Here is an 18,286-nt window from a genome sequence, read left to right as displayed (position 1 = left end):
TAAACAACTTTGCTGCAAGCAACGCACTGTGAACAAAGTTCTTACAAGTTGCGTGTTTCGCAACCTAGTGCGTATAGCGATACCCGTACTAGCATGCCCGCACATCAACGGCGCGAGCGAGACGAGGCACCATGGCTCCCCTGCAGTACGACTTCGTCATCGTCGGCGGTGGATCGGCCGGCAGCGCACTGGCGAACCGGCTCTCGGCCGACCCCGGCAACCGGGTGCTGGTCCTGGAGGCCGGCCGCTCCGACTATCCCTGGGACGTCTTCATCCACATGCCCGCGGCGCTGACCTACCCCATCGGCAGCCGCTTCTACGACTGGAAGTACGAGTCGGAGCCCGAGCCCCACATGGGCGGCCGCCGCATCTACCACGCCCGCGGCAAGGTGCTCGGTGGCTCCAGCAGCATCAACGGCATGATCTTCCAGCGCGGCAACCCCATGGACTACGAGCGCTGGGCGGCCGATCCCGGCATGGAGACCTGGGACTACGCCCACTGCCTGCCGTACTTCCGCCGGATGGAGAACTGTCTGGCGGCCGACCCGGACGACGAGTTCCGCGGTCATGACGGCCCCCTCGTCCTCGAACGCGGCCCCGCGACCAACCCGCTGTTCACGGCTTTCCTCGAGGCCACCCAGGAGGCGGGCTACGCGCCGACGGACGACGTCAACGGCTACCGGCAGGAGGGCTTCGCCAAGTTCGACCGCAATGTCCACCGCGGGCGCCGGCTGTCGGCCTCCAAGGCCTACCTCAAGCCCGCGATGAAGCGGCCGAACCTCACGGTGAGGACGCGTGCCCTCGTCACCCGGGTGCTCTTCGAGGGCAAGCGGGCCGTCGGCGTGGAGTACCGGCGCGGCAGGGGCGCTCCCCAGCAGGTCCGCGCCGGCGAGGTCATCCTGTGCGGCGGCGCGATCAACTCCCCGCAGCTGCTGCAGCTCTCCGGTGTCGGCAACGCCGGCGAACTGTCCGCCCTCGGCATCGACGTCGTCCACGACCTGCCGGGCGTCGGCGAGAACATGCAGGACCACCTGGAGGTGTACGTCCAGTACGCCTGCAAGCAGCCCGTCTCCATGCAGCCGTACATGGCGAAGTGGCGCGCTCCCCTCATCGGGCTGCAGTGGCTGTTCCGCAAGGGCCCCGCGGCCACCAACCACTTCGAGGCGGGCGGCTTCGCCCGCAGCAACGAGGACGTGGACTACCCCAACCTGATGTTCCACTTCCTGCCGGTCGCCGTCCGCTACGACGGCTCCTCGCCGGCCGGCGGCCACGGGTACCAGGTGCACGTCGGACCCATGTACTCGGACGCCATCGGCTCGGTGAAGATCAAGAGCAGGGACCCGCGGGACAAGCCCGCGCTGCGCTTCAACTACCTGTCCACCGAGCAGGACCGCCGGGAGTGGGTCGAGGCGATCCGTGTCGCCCGCAGGATCCTCGGCCAGCCCGCCCTCGCCCCCTACAACGCCGGCGAGATCTCGCCCGGCCCCTCGGTCGAGACCGACGAGGAGATCCTCGCCTGGGTCGCCAAGGAGGGCGAGACCGCCCTGCACCCGTCCTGCACCTGCAAGATGGGCACCGACGAGATGTCCGTCGTCGACCCGCAGACCATGCGGGTGCACGGCCTCGCCGGACTGCGCGTGGTGGACGCCTCGGTGATGCCGTACGTCACCAACGGCAACATCTACGCGCCGGTGATGATGATCGCCGAGAAGGCGGCCGACCTCATCCTCGGCAACGAGCCGCTGGAGCCCTCCAAGGCCGCGTACTACCGGCACCGCGACGGCCAGAAGCAGGCCGGGTAGACCATGGGCGCCGAGGCCCTGCGGGCGCTGCTCGGCCGCGTCCGCTACGAGGTGCTCCCGGCGAGGGCGACGGAGGAGAAGGTCCTCGCCCATGTGCCCCGCGACGTCGTGGTCACGGTCACGGCGTCGCCGGTGAAGGGGCTGGAGCCCACGCTCGGCCTGACCGAGCGGCTCGCGGCACAGGGATACCGCGTCGTCCCGCATGTGCCCGCACGGCTGCTGCGCGACGACGCGCACCTGAAGGACGTGGCCGAGCGGCTGCGTGCGGCGCGGGTCGACGACGTCTTCGTGCCGGCGGGCGACGCCGAGGTGCCGGCCGGGCCGTACGACGGAGCGCTGCCGGTGCTGCGCGCGCTGAGCGACCTGGGCAGGCCCTTCGCCGACCTGGGTATCACCGGCTATCCGGAGAGTCATCCGCTCATCCACGACGACATCACCATCCAGTCGATGTGGGACAAGCGGACGCACGCCACGTACATCGTCAGCAACCTGTGCTTCGACCCGCGCGTGCTCGGTGACTGGATCACCCGGATCCGGCGCCGCGCCATCACCCTGCCCGTGTACGTGGGCGTCGCCGGGCCCGTCCAGCGGGCGAAGCTGCTGGCCATGGCGACGAAGATCGGGGTGGGGGAGTCGACCCGCTTCCTCACCCGGCACCCCTCCTGGTTCCTGCGGTTCGCGGCACCCGGCGGATACGCCCCCGAGCGGCTGCTCGGCCGCGGCGCGCAGACGTTCTCCGGGCCCGCGGCAGCGGTCGTCGGCCTTCACCTCTTCACCTTCAACCAGATCGCCGAGACGGAGCGCTGGCGCCGGGCCCTGCTGAACCGCCTGGCCGCCTGAAATCGGCATACCCCGACCCCTTGACGGGTGTCGGCCCAGTCGGCCAGGGTGTTCCACCACAAGCAATGCAGTTCACATTACGCAACGAGCTCCTTCGAAGGGCGCGACCGTGGCAGATCTGTACGTGGACGGAGAATGGCGCGCTGCGGTGGCCGGCGGCCACCGGGAGATCCGCTGTCCCGCGGACGGTACGCCGGTCGCCACGGTCTCGGAGGCGACCCGCCCCGACACCGAGGCGGCGATCGGCGCCGCCCGGCGCGCCTTCGACGAGGGCCCCTGGCCCCGCACCCCCGAGCGGGAGCGCGGCGCCCTGCTGCTGCGCACCGCCGGCATCCTCGAGCGCGACGCCAAGGAGCTGGCCCGCGCCGAATCCCTCGACACCGGCAAGCGCCTGGCGGAGAGCGAGTACGACATCGCCGACGTCGTCTCCTGCTTCCGCTACTACGGCGGCATCGCCGGCACCAGCGCGGGACGGGTGGTCGACACCGGCCGCGAGGACGCCCTCAGCCGGGTCACCTACGAGCCCGTCGGCGTGTGCGGACTGATCACCCCCTGGAACTACCCGCTCCTGCAGGCCAGTTGGAAGGTCGCCCCCGCGCTTCTCGCGGGCAACACCGTCGTCCTCAAGCCCAGCGAGCTCACCCCCTCCACCTCCATCCTGCTGATGCGGGCGCTCGAGGAGGCGGGTCTCCCGGCCGGTGCCGCCAACCTGGTGCTGGGCGCCGGAGCCGAGGCGGGCGCGCCCCTCGCCGAGCACCCGGCCGTCGACATGGTGTCGTTCACCGGAGGCCTGCAGACCGGGCGGCACATCATGGCCACGGCCGCGGCGACGGTGAAGAAGGTCGCGCTGGAACTCGGCGGCAAGAACCCGAACGTGGTCTTCGCCGACGCCGACTTCGCCACCGCCGTCGACTTCGCGCTGACCGCCGTCTTCCTGCACTCCGGGCAGGTCTGCTCGGCCGGCGCCCGCCTCATCGTGGAGGACTCGATCCACGACGCCTTCGTCGACGAGGTCGTGCGCCGTGCCCGGCTCATCCGCCTCGGCGGACCCTTCGACCCCGACGCCGAGACCGGTCCGCTGATCTCCGCACAGCACCGCGAGAAGGTCGAGGCGTACGTCGCCGCGGGGCTCGCCGAGGGCGCCGTACTGCGCTGCGGCGGCGCACGTCCCGACGACCCCGCGCTGGCGGACGGCTTCTACTACCCGCCCACCGTCCTGGACGAGTGCCGGCAGGACATGCGCGTGGTGCACGAGGAGTCCTTCGGGCCCGTGCTCACCGTCGAGCGCTTCCACGACGAGGACGACGCCGTCCGCATCGCCAACGACACGGAGTACGGCCTCGCCGGCGCCGTCTGGACGCAGGACGCGGGCAAGGCCCAGCGCGTGGCCCGCAGGCTGCGCCACGGCACCGTGTGGATCAACGACTACCACCCCTATGTGCCGCAGGCGGAATGGGGTGGTTTCGGGCACTCGGGCGTGGGCCGCGAGCTGGGACCGACCGGCCTGGACGAGTACCGAGAGCCCAAGCACGTCTGGCAGAACATCCAACCCCGGCCGCAGCACTGGTTCCGCGGCTGAACGCCGAAAGAGGTCGATCATGACCCCAGCACAGACCGAGGTGTCGCAGCGGCGCGACACGTCCCAGGATCCCAAGGACCGCACCCCGGTCATCTCCGTGCGCCGGCTGTGGAAGGTGTTCGGGCCGAAGGCCGACGAGGTGCCGGGCTCCGAGGAGTTGTGCGGTCTCACCCGCCGCGAGCTCATGGACCGCACCGGCTGCACCGCCGCCGTACGGGATATCGACTTCGAGGTCTCGCCGGGCGAGGTCTTCGTCGTCATGGGCCTGTCCGGCTCCGGCAAGTCCACTCTGGTGCGCTGCCTGACCCGGCTGATCGAACCCACCGCCGGAGAGATCGTCTTCGAGGGCGAGGACATCCGGGGCGCCGACGCCCGGCGGCTGCGCGAACTGCGCCGCAGCAAGTTCTCCATGGTCTTCCAGCACTTCGGTCTGCTGCCGCACCGCAAGGTCGTCGACAACGTGGCGTTCGGCCTGGAGATACGCGGCATGGGCAGGGCCGAGCGCACCAGGAAGGCCCTGGAGACCGTCGAACTGGTGGGCCTGGCCGGATACGAGAACTCCTACCCCGACCAGCTCTCCGGCGGTATGCAGCAGCGCGTCGGCCTGGCCCGCGCCCTCGCCGGCGACCCCGACGTCCTCTTCTTCGACGAGCCCTTCTCCGCGCTCGACCCGCTGATCCGCCGCGACATGCAGAGCGAGGTCATCCGCCTGCACCACGAGGTCGGCAAGACCATGGTGTTCATCACCCACGACCTCTCCGAGGCCCTGAAGCTGGGCGACCGCATCCTGATCATGCGCGACGGCAAGATGGTGCAGTGCGGCACCGGCGACGAGCTCGTCGGCGCCCCGGCGGACGACTACGTACGGGACTTCGTGAAGGACGTGCCGCGCGGCGACGTCCTCACCCTGCGCTGGATCATGCGCCCCGCCGAACCCGACGACGCCCTCGACGGGCCCGAGTTGGGACCGGACGTCGTGGTGCGCGAGGCCACCCGGGCCGTCCTGGCCGCCGAGAAGCCGGTCAAGGTCGTGGAGAACGGCAAGCTGCTCGGCATCGTCGGCGACGAGGAGATCCTCTCCGTCGTCGCGGGACAGGCAGCCGGTCAGGAAGGCGGCGCGTGATGGCCGTCGTCGCCGACGCGACCGCGCCGGTTGCGACGCTGCGCAAGAAGGTCAGCCGCCCCATGGTGGTGGCGGCGATCCTGCTCGCCTGGCTGGTGCTCTTCGCCGTGCTGCGCGGCCGGCAGACGCTCACCCTCGCGGCGGCCGACCTCACCGGCCTGCACCGCCGGCTGAACGACCTCAACGACAGCATCGGGGCCAACCGCAACTCCAACCCGCTCTTCCTGTACTTCTTCAACGAGATCCGGCTGGTCATCGACAACCTGGTGACCTTCGTCCAGTCCCTGATCTCCCAGCCCGCCGGCACCCGCCCGGTCCCGCAGATCGGCTGGCTCGGCGTCGTCGGACTGACCGGCTATGTCTCCTGGGCCGTGGGCAACTGGCGGGTCGCGCTGCTGGCGGTCGCGGGCTTCACCTTCTTCGGGCTGCAGGGCCTGTGGCAGGAGAGCATGGACACCCTCGCGCTGACCCTGTCGGCGGTTCTGGTGGCGCTGCTCATCGGCATCCCGCTGGGCGTGTGGGCCGGTCTCTCCGACCGGTTCAACCGGATCATGACGCCCTTCCTGGACTTCATGCAGACGATGCCGACCTTCGTCTACCTCGCCCCGCTGACCCTGATCTTCCTCATCGGCGGGGCCTCCGCCGTGATCACCACGGTGATCTACGCGGCACCGCCCGCCATCCGCATCACCGCGCACGCCATCCGCTCCGTGCCCGAGACCACCGTCGAGGCGGCCGACTCGCTCGGCACCACACGGACACAGCAACTGCTGAAGGTGCTGCTGCCGATGTCCAAGCGCACGGTGGTCATGGGCGTCAACCAGACCATCATGGCCGCCCTGGCCATGGTGACCATCGCCGCCCTGATCGACGCGCCCGGCCTCGGCAAGACCGTCGTACAGGCCCTGCAGTCGCTCGACGTCGGCACGGCCTTCAACGCCGGACTCGCCATCGTCGTCATGGCCATCGTGCTCGACCGGGTCACCACCGCGGCGGCCGGACGCGCCGACGCGGCCCGCCGCAGCGGTGGCCGGCTGACGCAGTGGCGCCGCCCGCTGCTGGTGGCGGGCGGGATCGGCGCCGCCGTCCTCGTCTATCTGTCCCACACCTACGTCTGGGCGGCCGAGTTCCCCGGCAACGGCAGTACCGGCAGCCACATCGCGAGCGCCGCCGACACGACGACCACCTGGCTTCAGGACCACCTCTCCGGACTGACCAACGGCGTCCGTGACGTGATCACCAACGGTCTGCTGAACCCGTTCCAGACGCTGCTCACGGACTCCCCGTGGTGGCTCGTCGGCGTCATCCTGGTCGGGCTCGGCGCGGTGCTCGGGGGCTGGCGTGCCGCGGTGACGGCCGGCGTGTGCGTCGGGCTGCTGGTCGGCACGGGCGTGTGGTCGGACGGCATGACGACCCTCGCCTCCACCGCCGTGGCCACCGTGCTGGTGATGCTGCTCGGCGTCGTCTTCGGCGTGTGGATGGGACGAAGCCAATTCGTGGACCGGATCGTGCGGCCCACCCTGGACGCCGCACAGGTCATGCCGCCGTTCGTGTATCTCGTGCCGTTCCTGGCCCTCTTCGGGGCCACCCGGTTCACCGCGATCGTAGCGGCCGTCGTCTACGCGGCACCCGTCGCGATCAAGATCATCGCGGACGGGGTCCGGAACGTGTCCGCGTCCACCGTGGAGGCGGCCACCTCCGCCGGGTGCAACACCTGGCAGATCATCACCAAGGTCCAACTGCCGATGGCGCGCAGTGCCCTGACCCTCGCGACCAACCAGGGTCTGATCTATGTGCTGTCGATGGTTGTGGTGGGCGGCCTGGTAGGGGCAGGCGCCCTCGGCTACGACGTCGTGGCCGGATTCTCGCAGGGACAGCTGTACGGCAAGGGGCTGGCGGCGGGGCTCGCCATCGTACTGCTGGGAGTCATGTTCGACCGGATCACACAGGCTGCGGCGCGACGCACCAGGGCATAAGGAGCACGACACCATGGCAAGACACTGGCGAGCCGGCGCGGCCGGCCTGGCCGTCCTCGGCCTCACCCTCACGGCCTGCTCGGGCGCGAAGGTCGGCGACAGCACCTCCGCGGGCGCGAAGTCCTCGGGCGGCAAGTGCGGCACCTTCAACCTGGCCGTCAACCCGTGGGTCGGCTACGAGGCGGACGCGGCGGTCGTCGCGTACGTGGCGCAGCACGACCTCGGCTGTACGGTCCAGAAGAAGGATCTGAAGGAGGAGATCGCCTGGCAGGGCTTCGGGACCGGTGAGGTCGACGCCGTCCTGGAGAACTGGGGCCACGACGATCTGAAGACGAAGTACATCGCCGGGCAGAAGACCGCCGTCGAAGCGGGGTCCACGGGCAACAAGGGCGTCATCGGCTGGTTCGTGCCGCCGTGGCTGGCCAAGGCCCATCCGGACATCACCGACTGGAAGAACCTCAACAAGTACGCCGACAAATTCAAGACCTCCGAGTCGGGCGGCAAGGGCCAGTTGCTCGACGGCGACCCGTCGTACGTCACCAACGACGCCGCCCTGGTGAAGAACCTCAAGCTGAACTTCAAGGTGGTGTACGCGGGCAGCGAGACGGCGCTCATCCAGGCGTTCCGCACCGCCGAGAAGAACAAGCAATGGATGATCGGCTACTTCTACGAACCGCAGTGGTTCATGTCGGAAGTGCCGCTCGTGAAGGTCAACCTGCCCACGTACACCAAGGGCTGCGACGCCGACGCGGCGAAGGTCGCCTGTGACTATCCCGTCTACGACCTGGACAAGATCGTCAGTGCGCGGTTCGCCAAGTCCGGCAGCCCCGCCTACAACCTGGTGAAGAAGTTCAACTGGACGAACGACGACCAGAACACCGTGGCCAAGTACATCGCCGTGGACAAGATGTCGGACGACGCGGCGGCCAGGAAGTGGGTCGACGCCAACCGCGACAAGGTCGCCGCCTGGCTGAAGTAGCAGGGGGTCGGGAACGCCGGCCGAGGACGCCCGGCGGGCGGTGTGCACCCGTGCGCACCGCCCGCCGGGCATTGCCGTGTTCCGGGCCGTTTCCCGACGTCACCGACCCCTTGACACCCTCCATGGCGACAGGCACATTGAGTTGCGCAGCCTGAATCAAGTTGCGCAACAAGCAACTGAACCGGTCTCAAGTTCGGAGGTTGGGCGATGGCGGGACCCCGAGTGGTCATCATCGGAGCGGGCGTCGTGGGAGCCGCGCTGGCGGACGAGATCTCCGCACGCGGCTGGACCGAGGTGACCGTGGTCGACCAGGGCCCCCTCCCGGCCACCGGGGGCTCCAGCTCGCACGCCCCGGGCCTGGTCTTCCAGACCAACCCCTCGAAGACCATGACGGAGCTGGCCCGGTACACGGTCGAGAAGTTCTGCTCCCTCGAGGTGGACGGCAGGCCCTGCTTCCTCCAGGTCGGCGGCCTCGAGGTGGCGACCAGCCCCGAGCGCCTCGCCGAACTCCACCGCCGCCACGGCTGGATCACCGCCTGGGGCATCGAGGCGCGCCTGCTGACCCCGGACGAGTGCGTGGACAAGCACCCGCTGGTCGACCGCGACAAGATCCTGGGCGGCCTCCTGGTCCCCACCGACGGCCTCGCCAAGGCCGTCCTCGCCGTCGAGGCCCAGATCCGCCGGGCCACCGAGCGCGGCGTGCGCTTCCTCGCCCGGCACGAGGTCCTCGACGTCCGGCAGAGCGAGGGCCGCGTCACCGGCGTGGTGACCGACCAGGGCGAGATCGAAGCCGACATCGTCGTGTGCTGCGCCGGCATCTGGGGGCCGAAGATCGCCCGCATGGTCGGCATGAACCTGCCGCTCACCCCGCTCGCCCACCAGCTCGCCTGGACCGGCCCGGTCCCCGCGCTCGCCGGCCAGACCGAGGAGGCGGTCCGCCCGATCCTGCGCCACCAGGACGCCGACCTCTACTACCGCGACCGCTTCGACGGCCTCGGCATCGGCTACTACGGCCACCGCCCCATGCCGGTCTCCGCCGACGACATCCTCTCCGTGGACGAGGCCGAGCAGATGCCCTCGGTCCTGAAGTTCACCGAGGAGGACTTCGAGGACGCCTGGACCGAGACGCAGTCCCTGCTGCCCGCGACCCGCGAGGCCAAGGTCGAGGAGGGCATCAACGGCCTGTTCTCCTTCACCACCGACGGCTACCCGCTGCTCGGCGAGTCCCCGGACGTCAAGGGCTTCTGGGTCGCCGAGGCGGTCTGGGTCACCCACTCCGCGGGCGTCGGCCGGGCCGTCGCCGAATGGCTGGTCGACGGCCACTGCTCCTCCTTCGACCTGCACGAGTGCGACGTCAACCGCTTCGAGCCGCACCAGCTGTCCCCGGAGTACGTCCTGGCCCGCGACTGCCAGAACTTCGTCGAGGTCTACGACATCCTCCACCCCCTCCAGCCGTCCGGGAAGCCGCGCCCGATCCGCACCAGCCCCTTCTACGCCCGGCAGCAGGAACACGGCGCGTTCTTCCTCGAGGCGAACGGCTGGGAACGGCCCCAGTGGTACGAGGCCAACGCGGGCCTGGCCGAAGGCCGCGCCATCCCCACCCCCAACGACTGGGCCGCCCGCTACTGGTCGCCCGTCGTCGGCGCCGAGGCCCAGGTCACCCGGGAGACCGTCGCGATGTACGACATGACGGCCCTCAAGCGCCTGGAGGTCAGCGGCCCCGGAGCCGCCGGCTTCCTGGAGGGCCTGGTCACCGGCAAGGTCGCCAAGTCCGTCGGCTCGGTGACGTACACGCTGCTCCTGGACCACGACGGCGGCATCCGCAGCGACATCACCGTGGCCCGCCTCGCCCGCGACCGCTTCCAGGTCGGCGCCAACGGCAACCTGGACCTCGACTGGTTCACCCGCCACCTGCCCGCCGACGGCACGGTCCAGGTCCGCGACATCACCGCCGGCACCTGCTGCATCGGCCTGTGGGGCCCGCTCGCCCGCGAGGTGCTGCAGCCCCTCACCGACGCGGACTTCTCCAACGGGGGCCTGAAGTACTTCCGCGCCCAGCACGCCCACATCGGCAGCGTCCCGGTCACCGCGATGCGACTGTCGTACGTCGGCGAGCTCGGCTGGGAGCTGTACACCACCGCCGACCAGGGCCTGAAGCTGTGGGACACCCTGTGGGCCGCGGCCGAGCCGCTGGGCGGGATCATCGCCGGCCGCGGCGCCTTCAACAGCCTCCGGCTGGAGAAGGGCTACCGCTCCTTCGGCACCGACATGACCTACGAACACGACCCCTACGAGGCCGGCGTCGGCTTCGCCGTCAAGCTCGACAAGGGCGACTTCATCGGCAGGGAAGCGCTGGAGCGGCGCAGGACCAACGTGCGGCGCAGGCTGAGCTGCCTCACCATCGACGACCCGCGGGCGGTCGTCATGGGCAAGGAGCCGGTGTACGACGGTGACCGTGCCGTCGGCTATGTCACCAGTGCCGCGTACGGCTACACGATCGGCAAGGGCATCGCCTACGCCTGGCTCCCGGCGGAACTGGCCGAGCCCGGTACGACGGTGCACATCGGCTACTTCGACCAGCGCGTGCAGGCCGTCGTCGCCGAGGAGCCGTTGTTCGACCCGACCATGTCCCGCCTCCGTGGCTAGCCCTCGGGAAGGAGCTCCGCCGGTGACCGCACACCTCCTCGACGGCAAGGCCACCGCCGCCGCCGTCCGCCATGAACTCGCCGAGCGCGTAGCCAAGTTGACCGCGACCACCGGACGGCAGCCGGGCCTGGGCACCGTGCTCGTCGGCGACGACCCCGGCAGCCAGGCCTACGTCGCCGGCAAGCACCGCGACTGCGCGCAGGCCGGGATCGCCTCCCTGCGCCGCGAGCTGCCCGCCGACGCCACCCAGCGGCAGGTCGAGGACGTCATCGACGAACTGAACGCCGACCCCGCCTGCACCGGCTACATCGTCCAGCTCCCGCTCCCGCGCCACCTGGACACCAACGCCGTCCTCGCCCGCATGGACCCGGCCAAGGACGCCGACGGCCTGCACCCGGTCAACCTCGGCCGGCTCGTCCTCGGCGTCGACGCCCCGTTGCCCTGCACCCCGCGCGGCATCGTGGAACTGCTGCGGCGGTACGACGTCCCGCTGGCCGGAGCGCGCGTGTGCGTGGTCGGCCGGGGCATCACCGTAGGACGGCCGATCGGACTGCTGCTCACCCGCCGCTCCGAGAACGCCACCGTCACCCTCTGCCACACCGGAACCAAGGGCCTGGCCTGGCACGTACGCGAGGCGGACATCGTCGTCGCGGCGGCCGGCTCGCCCGGACTCATCACCAAGGACATGCTGCGCCCCGGCGCGGCCGTCCTGGACGTCGGCATCACCCGCACCGGGCACGGGCTCGTCGGCGACGTCCACCCGGAGGCCGCAGAGGTCGCCGGATGGCTCGCGCCGATGCCCGGGGGAGTGGGACCCATGACCCGAGCCATGCTGCTCGCCAACGTCGTCGAGGCCGCCGAGAGGAACGCGACCGCCGTATGAACGCCCTGAACACGCCCCTGGCGGAGCTGGACCCCGAGGTCCACGAAGCCCTCCGCGCCGAGCTCCTCCGCCAGCAGTCCACCCTGGAGATGATCGCCTCCGAGAACTTCGCGCCCACCGCCGTGATGGAGGCACAGGGCTCGGTCGCGACCAACAAGTACGCCGAGGGCTATCCCGGCCGCCGCTACTACGGCGGCTGCGAACACGTCGACGTCACCGAGCGCCTGGCCATCGAGCGGGTCAAGTCCCTCTTCGGAGCCGCCTACGCCAACGTCCAGCCGCACTCGGGCGCCCAGGCGAACACCGCCGTGTTCTTCGCCCTCCTCCGGCCCGGCGACACGATTCTCGGCCTCGACCTCGCGCACGGCGGCCACCTCACCCACGGCATGCGCATCAACTACAGCGGCAAGATGCTCGACGCCGTGCCCTACCACGTCTCCGGGACGGACCACCTCGTGGACATGGACGAGGTGGAGCGGCTCGCCAAGGAGCACCGCCCCAAGATGATCATCGCGGGCTGGTCGGCATATCCCAGGCAGCTGGACTTCGCGGCCTTCCGCCGTATCGCCGACGAGGTCGGTGCCCTCCTCATGGTCGACATGGCGCACTTCGCGGGCCTGGTCGCCGCCGGACTGCACCCCAGCCCCGTCCCGCACGCGCACGTGGTCACCACCACCACGCACAAGACGCTCGGCGGTCCCCGCGGCGGAGTCATCCTCACCAACGACGCCGACCTCGCCAAGAAGATCAACTCGGCGGTCTTCCCGGGCATGCAGGGCGGCCCGCTGGAGCACGTCATCGCGGCCAAGGCGGTCTCCTTCAAGGTCGCGGCCTCGCCCGAGTTCGCCGAACGCCAGGCCCGCACCCTGGCCGGCTCCCGCATCCTCGCCGAACGCCTCACCCGGCCCGACGCGGCCGCCGCCGGAGTGAAGGTGCTGACGGGCGGCACCGACGTCCACCTCGTCCTCGTCGACCTGCGCGACTCCGAACTCGACGGAAAGCGGGCCGAGGACCTGCTGCACGAGATCGGCATCACCGTCAACCGCAACGCCGTCCCCTTCGACCCGCGCCCGCCCATGGTCACCTCCGGCCTGCGCATCGGCACCCCCGCCCTGGCCACCCGGGGCTTCACCGAGGCGGACTTCACCGAGGTCGCCGACGTGATCGCGCTCGCCCTCCAGCCCGAGCCCGACGTGCCCGCACTGCGCGCCCGCACCGAGGCGCTGGCCGCCAGGCACCCGCTCTACCCGCACCTCTCGCACGACGGAGACGCCCGATGAGCCCCCGCACCCCCGGCGCCGACCTGCCCGACCACCCGGACTGGCTCTGGCGCACCCCCGAGCCCAAGCGGTCGTACGACGTCGTGATCGTGGGCGGCGGCGGACACGGCCTGGCCACCGCCCACTACCTGGCGAAGAACCACGGCATCACCAACGTCGCGGTGCTGGAGAAGGGCTGGCTCGCGGGCGGCAACATGGCCCGCAACACCACGATCATCCGCTCCAACTACCTGTGGGACGAGAGCGCGGGCATCTATGAGCACGCGTTGAAGCTGTGGGAGGGGCTGGAGGAGGAGCTCGACTACCCGATCCTCTTCTCCCAGCGCGGCGTCCTGAACCTCGCCCACAGTCTCCAGGACGTCCGCGACAGCGTCCGCCGCGTCGAGGCGAACCGCCTGAACGGCGTGGACGCCGAGTGGCTGGACGCCGAGCAGGTCAAAGAGGTCTGTCCGATCGTCAACACCTCACCCGAGGTGCGCTACCCGGTCCTCGGCGGGACCTACCAGCCGCGCGCCGGCATCGCCAAGCACGACTACGTGGCCTGGGGCTTCGCCCGCTCCGCGGACGCAGCCGGCATCGACATCATCCAGAACTGCGAGGTCACCGGCCTGGACGTGGTCGGCGGCCGGGTGGTCGGCGTGCAGACCACGCTCGGTCCGATCGCCGCGGGCAAGGTGGCCCTGTGCTCGGCCGGCCACACCTCGGTCCTCGCCGCCATGGCGGGCATCGAACTCCCTCTGCAGAGCCACCCGTTGCAGGCACTCGTCTCCGAACTGCTCGAGCCGGTGCACCCGACCGTGGTGATGTCCAACGCCGTCCACGTGTACGTCAGCCAGGCGCACAAGGGCGAACTGGTGATGGGCGCCGGCATCGACGCGTACAACTCCTACACCCAGCGCGGCGCCTTCCACATCATCGAAGAGCAGATGTCGGCCGCCCTGGAGCTGTTCCCGGTGTTCGCCCGCGCCCACGTGCTGCGTACCTGGGGCGGCATCGTCGACGTCAGCCCCGACGCCTCGCCCATCGTCGGCCTCACCCCGGTCGACAACCTCTACCTCAACTGCGGCTGGGGGACGGGCGGTTTCAAGGCCACCCCGGGTGTCGGCTGGGTCTACGCCCACACCATCGCCCAGGACACCCCGCACGCACTGAACGCCCCCTTCTCGCTCGACCGTTTCACCACCGGCGCGCTCGTCGACGAGCACGGCGCCGCCGCGGTGGCCCACTAGGACCACGAGAGGAGCCGAACCATGCTGCTCATCCCCTGCCCGTGGTGCGGGCCCCGTGACGAGGCAGAGTTCCACTACGGTGGCCAGGCCCACGTCCCCTACCCCGAGGACCCCGCCGCCCTCACCGACGAGGAGTGGGCGCGCTATCTGTTCTTCCGCGACAATCCCAAGGGCCCGTTCGCCGAGCGGTGGAGCCATGCGGCGGGCTGCCGCCGGTGGTTCAACGCGGTGCGGGACACGGCGACGAACGAGATCCTGGCGGTGTACCGGGTGGGGGAGACGCGCCCGGAGACGCTGGAGCCCCGTCCGGAGCAACCAGCCTGTCTGGGGGTACCCCCTCTGGGGGAGTTTGAGGACGAGGCCCGTTCAGGGCCGACGGGGGTCCAGGGGGCGGAGCCCCCTGGCGGGGTCGAAGGGGCAGAGCCCCTGGAGGATGGGACGGGTAGGGGCGGCGGGGGCGACCATCCCTTCCGCACCCCCACCGGCGGCCGAATCGACCGCGGCACCCCCCTCACCTTCACGTTCGACGGCACCGAATACCAGGGCTACCGGGGCGACACCCTCGCCTCCGCCCTCCTCGCCAACGGCGTCATCCAGGCCGCCACCAGCATCAGACTGGGCCGACCCCGAGGCATCTTCTCGGCCGGCGTGGAGGAACCCAACGCGGTCGTGCAGATCGAGGCACCCTTCCCCGAGCCGATGCTCCCCGCCACGACCGTCGAGCTGTACGAGGGCCTGGTCGCGAGCAGCCTCCCCGGCCAGGGCCGGCTCGCCACCGAGCCCGACCCCGCCCGCTACGACGCCGTACACGCCCACTGCGACCTGCTGGTCGTCGGCGCGGGCCCGGCCGGCCTGGCCGCAGCGGCGGCGGCAGCGCACTCCGGTGCACGCGTCATCCTCGCCGACGACCAGCCGGAGCCCGGCGGCAGCCTGCTCGGCACCGGCGAGCACCTCGACTGGGTCGAGGCGATGCGCGCACGCCTCGAAGCGGCCCCCGAGGTGCGCGTCCTGCGCCGCACCACCGTCTTCGGCCACTACGACGACAACCACCTCCTCGCCGTCGAACGCCGCACCCACCACCTCGGTGCGGATGCCCCGGCGAACGTCTCCCGCGAGCGTGTCTGGCGGATCCGCGCCCGGCGCGTGGTCCTCGCCACCGGCGCCCACGAGCGTTCGCTGGCGTTCGGTGACAACGACCGGCCCGGCGTGATGCTGGCGTCCTCGGCCCGGACGTACCTCCACCGGTACGCCGTGCTGCCGGGCCGGCACGCGGTCGTGTTCACCACCAACGACAGCGCCTACGCCGCCGCGCTCGACCTGGCGGCGGCGGGCGCGGACATCGCCGCGATCGTCGACACCCGGCCCGAGCCGGGGGAGTGGGCCGAGCGGGCCCGGTCCGCCGGGATCGAGGTGCTCGCCGGGCACGCGGTCACCGGCACGGAGGGCGCGGACCGGCTCACCGCCGTGACGGCGGCCCCGTACGGGGAGACCGCCCGAGACCGGCAGTCCCCCGGACAGCGGGAGTTCGCCGTCGACCTGCTCCTGGTCTCCGGCGGCTGGAACCCGGTCGCGCACCTGTTCAGCCAGTCGGGCGGCAAGCTCCGCCACGACGACGCGCTCGGCGCGTTCGTGCCCGGCACCGGCCGTCAGGCGGTGGAGGTCGCGGGCAGCGCGAACGGCGCCTTCGACCTCGCCACGGTCCTCGCACAAGGCGCGGCGGCCGGCGCCCGAGCCGTCGAGGCGGAGGGCTACCCGGCCGGGGCGCCCGCCCTCCCGGCCACGGCCGCCCAGCCGCACACCCCGCCCATGCAGGTCTTCACCGTCCCCACCGACACCGGCGCCCCCCGTTTCGTCGACCTCCAGCGCGACGTCACGGTGGACGACCTGGCGCGGGCCACCGGCGCGGGCCTGCGCTCGGTGGAGCACACCAAGCGCTACACCACCGCCGGCACCGGGGGCGACCAGGGCAGGACGGCCGGCGTGCTGGCGAGCGGGGTCGTCGCCGAACTCCTCGGCGTGGACATCTCGGCGCTCGGCCTGCCCACCTTCCGGCCGCCGTACACCCCGGTCTCCTTCGCCGCCCTCGCCGGGCGCGACCGCGGCGCGCTGAGCGACCCGGTCCGCACGACGGCCCTGCACCAGTGGCATGTGACGCACGGCGCGCTGTTCGAGAACGTCGGCCAGTGGAAGCGGCCCTGGTACTACCCGCAGGACGGCGAGGACATGGAGACCGCCGTGCTGCGCGAGTGCCGCGCCGCCCGCGAGGGCGTGGCCTTCATGGACGCCTCCACGCTGGGCAAGATCGACGTACAGGGCCCGGACGCGGCACTCTTCCTCGACCGGCTCTACACCAACATGATGGGCACCCTGAAGGTCGGCATGATCCGCTACGGCGTGATGTGCCGCCTGGACGGGATGGTCTTCGACGACGGCACGGTCATCCGGCTCGCCCAGGACCGCTTCCTGGTCACCACCACGACCGGCAACGCGGCGGCCGTCCTGGACTGGATGGAGGAGTGGCTGCAGACCGAGTGGCCCGAACTGCGGGTCCGCTGCACCTCGGTCACCGAGCAGTGGGCCACGGTGGCCCTGGTCGGCCCTCGCTCGCGTGCGGTGCTCGGCGCCGTCGCGCCCCAACTGGCCGTGAGAAATGAGGACTTCCCCTTCATGGCGTGGCGGGAGACGGCCGTCGCCGGCATCGACGCGCGCGTGTGCCGGATCAGCTTCTCCGGCGAACTCGCCTACGAGATCAACGTGTCACCGTGGGACGCCCTCGCCCTGTGGGAGGCGCTGTACGAGGCCGGTGCGCCGTACGGCATCACCCCGTACGGCACCGAGACCATGCACGTCCTGCGGGCCGAGAAGGGCTACCCGATCGTCGGCCAGGACACCGACGGCACGGTCACCCCGCAGGACCTCGGCATGGGCTGGGCGGTGTCGAAGAAGAAGCCCGACTTCGTCGGCAAACGCTCCTACGCCCGCGCCGACACCGTCCGCCCCGACCGCAAGCACCTCGTCGGGCTCCTCCCCGAGGACCCGGCCGCCTTCCTCCCGGAAGGCACGCACCTGGTCGCCGACAGCGAACTGCCCGCCCCGCCGGTGCCGATGCTCGGCCATGTCACCTCCAGCTACCGCAGCGCGGCGCTCGGCCGGACCTTCGCGCTCGCCCTGGTCAAGGGCGGCCGGGACCGCATCGGCGACCGCCTCTACGCACCCGTCGGCGACCACCTGGTCCCGGTGACCGTCGCCGCCCCCGTCCTCTACGACCCCGAGGGAGCCCGCCGCGATGGCTGACACCGCCCTGACCGCACGGCAGCGCAGCCCCCTGGCCGACGCCGCCCACCGCCTGGCCGCCGCGACGCGCTCCTCCCGGGGCGCGATCCGGCTGGCCGAACTCCCCTTCCTGGCCCAGGTGAACGTCCGCCTCGACGCCAAGGGTCCGGCGGCGGACGCCGTCGGACTGGCCCTGGGACTCCCACTGCCCCTGCAGCCCAACACCGTCGTGCACGCGGGGCACCTGACCGCGGTGTGGCTCGGCCCCGACGAATGGCTCGTGGTGGGCCTGCGCGGCACCGAGCGGGACCTGGAGAGCCGGATCCGTGCGGCTGCCGGTGACGAACCCGTCTCCGTCACCGACGTCTCCGCACAGCGCACCACCCTCCTGGTCGGCGGACCCCGCGCCCGCGACCTGCTGGCCCACGGCTGCGCGCTGGACCTGCACCCGCGCGCCTTCGGCCCCGGCCGCTGCGCCCAGACCACACTGGCCCGCACCCAGGTCGTCCTGGTGGCCCGCGACGAACCCCGGGCCGGCTTCTGGGTGCTGGTGCGCTCCTCCTTCGCCGGCTACCTGGCGGACTGGCTGCTGGACGCGGCCGTCGAATACCGGTGAGCGGCCCGGCAGGGCGGCAGAGCTGACCGGCGGTGCCGGGCCGACGCGAACGGTCGGCCC

The 18,286-nt window shown here is 71.2% G+C and carries 12 protein-coding genes; all 12 read left to right on the top strand.

What is annotated here, in order from left to right:
- The first annotated feature begins 131 nt into the window (after nt 1-131).
- The 12 genes from betA to ABT288_RS37890 all read left to right on the top strand — a co-directional run bounded on the left by betA (nt 132) and on the right by ABT288_RS37890 (nt 18,226).
- Entirely contained in the window at nt 132-1,802 is a 1,671-nt protein-coding gene (gene betA, locus ABT288_RS37945) for a choline dehydrogenase (RefSeq protein WP_351618036.1), read from the top strand.
- A gap of 3 nt (nt 1,803-1,805) precedes the next feature.
- Nucleotides 1,806-2,642, top strand: a complete 837-nt coding sequence (locus ABT288_RS37940; RefSeq protein ID WP_351618033.1) for a methylenetetrahydrofolate reductase — start codon at nt 1,806-1,808, stop codon at nt 2,640-2,642.
- A 109-nt stretch (nt 2,643-2,751) separates the two neighbouring features.
- Complete coding sequence (locus tag ABT288_RS37935) at nt 2,752-4,221, top strand: aldehyde dehydrogenase family protein (RefSeq protein ID WP_351618030.1); 1,470 nt, start codon at nt 2,752-2,754, stop codon at nt 4,219-4,221.
- A 19-nt stretch (nt 4,222-4,240) separates the two neighbouring features.
- Nucleotides 4,241-5,344, top strand: a complete 1,104-nt coding sequence (locus ABT288_RS37930; RefSeq protein ID WP_351618027.1) for a quaternary amine ABC transporter ATP-binding protein — start codon at nt 4,241-4,243, stop codon at nt 5,342-5,344.
- On the top strand, nt 5,344-7,320 hold the full coding sequence (locus tag ABT288_RS37925) for an ABC transporter permease (RefSeq protein WP_351618024.1): 1,977 nt from the start codon (nt 5,344-5,346) through the stop codon (nt 7,318-7,320). Before ABT288_RS37930 ends, ABT288_RS37925 begins: the two co-directional genes overlap by 1 nt.
- A gap of 13 nt (nt 7,321-7,333) precedes the next feature.
- Nucleotides 7,334-8,299, top strand: coding sequence for an ABC transporter substrate-binding protein (locus ABT288_RS37920; protein WP_351618021.1), 966 nt, complete (start codon nt 7,334-7,336; stop codon nt 8,297-8,299).
- A gap of 207 nt (nt 8,300-8,506) precedes the next feature.
- The gene (locus ABT288_RS37915; RefSeq protein ID WP_351618018.1) at nt 8,507-10,945 is read left to right on the top strand and encodes a GcvT family protein; all 2,439 of its coding nucleotides are present in this window, start codon (nt 8,507-8,509) and stop codon (nt 10,943-10,945) included.
- A gap of 22 nt (nt 10,946-10,967) precedes the next feature.
- The gene (locus ABT288_RS37910; RefSeq protein WP_351618015.1) at nt 10,968-11,828 is read left to right on the top strand and encodes a bifunctional methylenetetrahydrofolate dehydrogenase/methenyltetrahydrofolate cyclohydrolase; all 861 of its coding nucleotides are present in this window, start codon (nt 10,968-10,970) and stop codon (nt 11,826-11,828) included.
- Nucleotides 11,825-13,108, top strand: a complete 1,284-nt coding sequence (glyA, locus tag ABT288_RS37905) for a serine hydroxymethyltransferase (RefSeq protein WP_351618012.1) — start codon at nt 11,825-11,827, stop codon at nt 13,106-13,108. Before ABT288_RS37910 ends, glyA begins: the two co-directional genes overlap by 4 nt.
- Nucleotides 13,105-14,337, top strand: coding sequence for a sarcosine oxidase subunit beta family protein (locus ABT288_RS37900; protein WP_351618009.1), 1,233 nt, complete (start codon nt 13,105-13,107; stop codon nt 14,335-14,337). Before glyA ends, ABT288_RS37900 begins: the two co-directional genes overlap by 4 nt.
- Before the next feature lie 21 nt (nt 14,338-14,358).
- The gene (locus ABT288_RS37895; RefSeq protein ID WP_351618006.1) at nt 14,359-17,631 is read left to right on the top strand and encodes a sarcosine oxidase subunit delta family protein; all 3,273 of its coding nucleotides are present in this window, start codon (nt 14,359-14,361) and stop codon (nt 17,629-17,631) included.
- On the top strand, nt 17,624-18,226 hold the full coding sequence (locus tag ABT288_RS37890; RefSeq protein ID WP_351618003.1) for a sarcosine oxidase subunit gamma: 603 nt from the start codon (nt 17,624-17,626) through the stop codon (nt 18,224-18,226). The genes ABT288_RS37895 and ABT288_RS37890 overlap by 8 nt, the downstream gene beginning before the upstream one ends.
- The last annotated feature ends 60 nt before the right edge of the window (nt 18,227-18,286 follow it).

This window comes from Streptomyces sp. NPDC001093, assembly GCF_040298985.1.
Lineage (GTDB): Bacteria > Actinomycetota > Actinomycetes > Streptomycetales > Streptomycetaceae > Streptomyces.
The sequence above is the reverse complement of the archived record's forward strand: the minus strand, read 5'-3'. Positions and strand labels throughout refer to the sequence as shown.